The 6,049-nt window shown below is 70.9% G+C and carries 2 protein-coding genes and 2 pseudogenes; all 4 read right to left on the reverse strand.

The window, feature by feature from the left end; genetic code table 11:
• Window positions 1–1,231: pseudogene (locus tag DMB66_RS51350) on the reverse strand (MFS transporter); the annotation flags it as partial.
• 1 nt (window position 1,232) lies between these two features.
• A complete protein-coding gene (locus DMB66_RS51355) occupies window positions 1,233–4,031 on the reverse strand; it encodes an ATP-binding protein (RefSeq protein ID WP_233625440.1) in 2,799 nt (932 codons plus the stop codon).
• 1,430 nt (window positions 4,032–5,461) lie between these two features.
• Window positions 5,462–5,824, reverse strand: coding sequence for a hypothetical protein (locus DMB66_RS51365; RefSeq protein WP_125811387.1), 363 nt, complete (start codon window positions 5,822–5,824; stop codon window positions 5,462–5,464).
• A gap of 16 nt (window positions 5,825–5,840) precedes the next feature.
• Window positions 5,841–6,049, reverse strand: a pseudogene (locus tag DMB66_RS51370) (hypothetical protein); the annotation flags it as partial.

Below are 6,049 nucleotides of genomic sequence, written 5' to 3' on the forward strand. Positions count from 1 at the left end.
TGACCGCCCAGCGGAAGATCAGGAAGCCGAGCAGTACCAGCAGCGACGCGGTCAGATCGAACATCGCGAACATGAGGGCCGCCAGCACGGCGATGAAGCCCGCGCCGATTCGGTCCATGCCGTTGACACCGCGCAGGTAGTCGTAGGCTTCGGGATCATCGATTCTGATCGTCTCGGCGATCCGCTTCCACTGGTCCTGCTTCGCCGTGATGGTCGACGGCCGGGTTTTCGGGTTGTCCCGCATCTTCTGCGCTTCGTCCCAGCTGAAGGAGCGAGCGTCGTACAGGGCCCGGCCGTATTTCTGAGCCGTGTCGCTGTCCGCCGAGCCGAGCACCCCGCGGAGCCAGTTGCGGTAGAGCATGGTTTCGGTCACCGTGTCGCTGGCGCGGACAGCTGGTGGGCGATTGTCGTCACAGGCGCCGGGGGTGGGGTTGTCGCACTTACCGGCGGCAGTGTTCTGGGCCCGCGGCCCGACCGCATCGTGCACCACGCCCAGGGTGGTGACCAGCGTTTGGTCGGCGATATTCGCGGACTTGACGGGCCACGCCGCGATGGCGGTGACGGCGACCATGATCAAGATCGCCCACCCGGCCGTCGTCGTGGCCGCACCCATGTCGGCTTGCTGCGACCGCCAGATCAGGTAGAGGCCGACCACGGCGAGGGTGATGACGCCGAAGACGCTGAAGACCTTCTCGTACACCGCCTTGGTGGCCTGGTCGACGAGCGGATCGGCCCAGCCCCACAGGGCCTGCGGATCCCAGGCCCGTTCCCGCAGGGCGTTGGAGGCGCCGATGACGGCGGTAGCGATCATGAACTCGCCGTTGGCGACCGTGGTCTCGAATTTGCTCTCCGGCTCGGCCAGGGTGCCCGCGCAACCACCGTCGAGGTCGTAGGTCGAGAAGCTGTAACCGGCGTAGCCGTACTGGCTGTAGATGCCCTGCGGGCCGTTCAGTTTGGAGGAGGCGGGCCGCTCGGCGAACCAGCCCGCCAACCCTGAGTCCGGTGCGCTGGGCGTAGGCGGTTTCAGACAGGTCACCCGGTCCCCGGTGACCTCCTCGAGTCGCTTGACACAGCCGGGGATGTCAGCGCGCCACTCCTCGACGTCGCAGGCGCCGCCCGGGGCACGTAGCGGTCCGGCGGAGGCGGGCGACGGTGCGGCGACCGCCCAGGCGATGCTTGCCACCGCTGCTACGAGCACCGTCAGGACCAGTGCGCACGCCCGCCGAACCATCTCAGACCTCCCGGTCGGACAGGGACGCTATGGCCGTGGGCGCCGCCTTGGCCGCCGCCGGTGTCGTGTCGAGGTATTCCAGCAGGCCGTCCACGTACGACACGTCGACCCGGACCTTCTGCACCCGGCCGTCGACGTCGCGCATCACGAACTCGCGGAAGCCCAGCCGGGACGATGACGACGTGTCCGCCTGCGACAGCGAGGCCAGTGTCGCCTCGTAGCCGTCGTGCACCGGCACCCGGAGCAGGCGTAGCGCCTCGGAGGCGATCTCCTGGTCCTCGGCGATCCGGCCGACGAAGACGGTCGACACCAGGTTTTGCACGTCGAGGCCGAGGATGTCGCGGGGGTTCTGCGAGGCCACGAAGGCCGCCAGGTTCCACTTCCGGGAGTCGCGGGCGAGGCGGACCAGGAACGAGCGGCCGGAGCGCCAGCCCTCCATGAAGTGGGCCTCGTCCAGGCCGACCATCTTGCGGGACGACATCGAGCCGCCGTAGCAGCGCCGGACGGCGAGCCGGTGTGCCGTGTGCAGCATCGGCAGCGCCAGCGACTCCTCCGCCGACCAGTATTCGCGCTCGATCTTCATGTCGGGCAGGCGCAGGCCGGCCATGGTGATGACGGTGAGCGCCGAGTCCGCGCTGAGCAGGTGCGCCGGCGGCCGGCCGAAGAACAGCAGCGCCAGCGGCATCTCGGCGGTGTCCAGGAGCAGGTTGGCCAGTTCCTTGCCGTCGTCGTCGAGGCCCTGCAGGCAGGCGATGACGTCGTCAAGCGTGGAGGTCTCCTCGGCCGGCACCTGGCGTACGGCGTGCCGCAGCAGCGTCGCGGTGGAGGACTCCTTGGCCACCTGCGGCGGCACCAGCATCGAGCAGATGTCCTGGACCAGCATGCGGCGCTCGGCCCGGGCGTTCGAGACGGCGATCTCGTACTCGCGGTCGCCGCCGGCGCCGGTCTGGAACTCGGTGCGGACCGGGGTCGGGATCAGCGCGTACGGCGCCAGCGTCCCCTGCTCCGAGCCGGTCAGGTTCAGCACCCGGGAGTACGGCCGCAGTTCCGGCATCGCGCACAGCCGGGCCAGCGGGCCGGACGGGTCCAGCAGGGTCACCTGGACGCCGCGGCGTGCGTTCAGGTAGCCCAGCGCGCCCATCAGCGTCGACTTGCCGCCGCCGGGCTCAGCCACCAGCACGCCGAGGCCGGAGCGTTCCCGGACCTCCATCGGGAAGTGCAGGTCCAGGAAGACGGGCCGGCGGCAGGTTCCCGACGTACGCCCGATCAGGTCTCCCCGCCGGTCGCCCACCGTGGACGCGGCCTGCGGCAGCGCCGCGGCCAGCAGCTTGACCGGCATCCGCCGCACGTAGCCGGTGTTGGCGATCGGCTCGCCGGGGATGAACTCGCGGGCGAGCTGGTCCTGGTTCTTCGGGTGCTGCAGCGAGATGCGCAGCTCGCGGGAGTAGAGCTGGATCAGGCGGCGGGCCCGTTCCAGGCACTCCTCGCGGGTGCGGCCGCCGACGGCGATCCGGTGCCAGCCGTGCGCGCGGGCCGACTCGACCGGCAGGCCGGTGGTCATCTCGTCGCCGATGACCAGGGCCCGCTTGGCGAGGCGCTCCAGTTCCGGCGGGGCGTCGATGCCGTGCTCGGCATAGTCGAGCTGCTGGGAGCGGATCATCCGGAGCCGGTGCTCGAGGTTCTTGAAGGAACTGTTCGAGCCGAGGATGTCAATGCGCGAGGAGAGCTCCATCGGCCAGGGCAGCCGTTCGTGGAAGTGCATCCACGGCTCGTGCTTCTCGGGGATCTCCAGCGGCTCCATCCGGCCCACGGACAGGACGGCGACGTGCCGCTCCTCGCCGGTCATCCGGTTGACCAGCTTGACCGTCGAGCCGTACGGGGTGCGGTAACGCTCCACCTGCTCGGTCAGGGCGAGCAGGTCACCGCGTTCCCACTGGCCGTTCGAGACCGGGGAGAGCGGGCCGGGCGGGGCCATGCAGAGCGCGACCGAGCGGAACAGCAACCACTCCAGCTCCTGCGGGGTGACCCGCCGGCCGCGCATGCCGAACGCGTTCAGCACCTCGTCGAACTGCTCGACCGTGCGGCCGAGCTTGCGCCGTTCCCCATCCGAGGTGCCCTTGCCGAACATCCGCAGGATCCGCTCGGAGAACGTGTCGCCGAGCGAGCGGCGGGCGAAGGTCACGCCCAGGTAGGTCTGGCCCTCGGCGTGGTTGACCGAGAGCAGGTGCCGCTGGGCCGCCACCAGGTGGTCGGACCAGGAGGTGGCACCCGAGACGTCGGGCAGCGGCTTGGCCGTGTGGGAGTCGACCGTGCGGGCCCACTCGTCGGCCGGGAACGGCCGGTTGGTGCGCCGCAGGTGCAGCCGGAAACCGGCCAGGCCCGCATACTGCTCGGAGATCGCGGAGAGCAGCGCCTCGCGCTCGGCGTCCGGGCGGAACGCCCACCGGACCTCGGGCAGCGAATACCAGGCCGTCACCGTGCTCTGGGTGAACGTCAGGTGCCCGGCGATCTCGCTGATCTCCAGCTCGATGGAGGGGTCGCGGTCGCTGAACTTGAGCTTGTGCGGGCGCAGCGGCGCCGCCTTGACCTCGTTCTTCTTCGGCCGGACCGCGGGCAGGTTCGCCGGTTCCTCGCGTTTGCGGCGGCCGCGGCGCTTCGCGGGCGCCTTCTCCGGCATCGGCGCGGGCAGGTCGGTGCGGGTGTCGGCCTCGGCCGGCGCGGCCGAATGGTACGGCTCGACGGCGGCGACCGGGATCCCCCCGGGCGTCGTGACGGTCTGCCACAGCGGCGGGGCCGGCATGGGGGTGTGCGGGGGCCGGCGCGGGCTGCGGAGTCACGGGTGCGGTGGCCACCGCCGGGAACGCGCCGGGGCGGGCCTCGTCGGGCCAGTCCTCGAAGTCGGACTCGGGCGCCTCACGCTCGTCGTAGAAGTCGGCCCGCGGGCCGGCGGGCGCCCGCATGAAGGGCGACACCGGCGCATCGGTCCGCGGACTGCCGGGCCGGGTGCCGTTCGACAGCGGTACGGGCGGCGGCGAGGCGATCGCTGACTCGGCGCGGGCCCCACCGGACCGATCCGCGGCTTGCCCGTTCAAACCCGAGGGCTGCCCCTTCGTGCCGCCGGACGGCGAGCCGTGCCCAGCGGACGCCGAACCGGACCCGACAAGCTCGGGACCGGACCCAGCAAGGCCTCGTCCGGCCTCGGCAGCTCCTGGACCGACCTGGGTCTCGGCAGCTCCCGGGCCGAACTGGGTCTCGGCAGTTCCTGGACCGAACTGGGTCTCGGTAGCTCCTGGACCGAACTGGGTCTCGGTAGCTCCTGGACCGAACTGGGTCTCGGTAGCTCCAGGCCCGAACTGAGTCTCGGCAGTTCCTGGCCCGAACTGGGTCTCGGTAGCTCCTGGGCCGAAGTCGGTCTCGGCAAGTCCTGGGCCGAACTCGGTCTCGGCGGCTCCCGGCCCGAACTCGGTCTCGGTAACTCCCGGGCCGAACCCGGTTTCGGCAGTTTCCGGGCCGAACCCGGCAGGACCTCGGCCGGGCCCGGCAAGCTCGGGACCGGATCCGGCAAGCCCTGGGCCGAACCCGGCAGGGCCCCGGCCGGGCCCGGCGAGGTCCGAACCGGATCCGGTCTGCGTCGGGCCGGACCGGGCGATGTCCGGGCCTGGCTCGGCGGCTGCCTCGGCCAGGCTGGGAGACGGCCCGGCGCTGGGAACCGGGACGGCGCTGGGAGCCGGGCCGGCATGGTCCGGTGCCGGGCCGGAGAGGCCGGCATGGTCCGGTGCCGGGCCGGAGAGAGCCGAAGCGGACCCGCCGGGAGCCGGCGCCGGGCTTGTGGGCGCGGCGGTTGTCTGCCGGCCGGCGTCCGCGCCGTCGAAGTCGAAGCCGAAGTCGAAATCCACGTCCGGGTCGTCCGGGGGCGGCTCCGGCTGGGCCGCGGCCGGACCGGGCGTGCCTCCGAAGAGATCCAGGAACGGCGAATCGATGTCCATCGGGTCGACCGGCGGCCCGCCGTTGGCACGCGGGCGCACCGGCTGCGGGGCCTGGAAGACCGCGACGGCGCCGTGGCCGGGACCGGGGGTCTGTTCGACTCCCTCATCCGGAGAGTGATTATCTGATCGCACAGCGTTACTCTGCCTGCCCGGAAGGGACGATTCCGCGCGGGAAGGCCCGGGCGGTGGGGTAGCGGTCATGGACGATCCCCGTTCGGGCATGCGGTGAGAGCGGCGAAACTGGTCATACCAACTCCTCCCGAACTCTGATGCGCGTGGCGACGAGTCTCGGGTCGCGCTGCTCGACGGCGGGCTCGCGGGTGCGGCGCCAGTCGGTGAGTGCGGTGCGGATGACCATCCGGGCCGGCCGGTCGGGGTCGACGTGCCGGAACACGTACGAGGTGGTGACCATGGCCAACGCGATCTCCCAGGCGGGGAAGGCGTCGATCTCGAACGTGATGAGGTAGTGCAGGAACACGAACAAAGGCACTAATAGGACGAACATCCCATACTGCGCGTACGGCAGGTGCATGGGCAGCGTGTAACCGGGCGGGCCCAGGTAGACAAGGCGTGCCCGGTAGATGTCGTCATCGGTGCGCAGCCGCATATGTCCGCCCGCGGCCTCAGGTGAAGATGAGGCTGATGAGGAAGTCGCCGACGAAGAACAACGTCGCGGCGCCGGCGATGAACGCGAGGCCGACGATGGCGATCGCTGAGCTGGTGAGCACCTTGGAGATCTCGCCGCGGCTGGCCCGGCCGATGAAGATGACCCCCAGCACGGCGAGCAGGATCGGCGCGACATTGCTGGCGAAGAAGGTGACGACACCCTCGG

It is taken from the genome of Actinoplanes sp. ATCC 53533 (assembly GCF_003947245.1).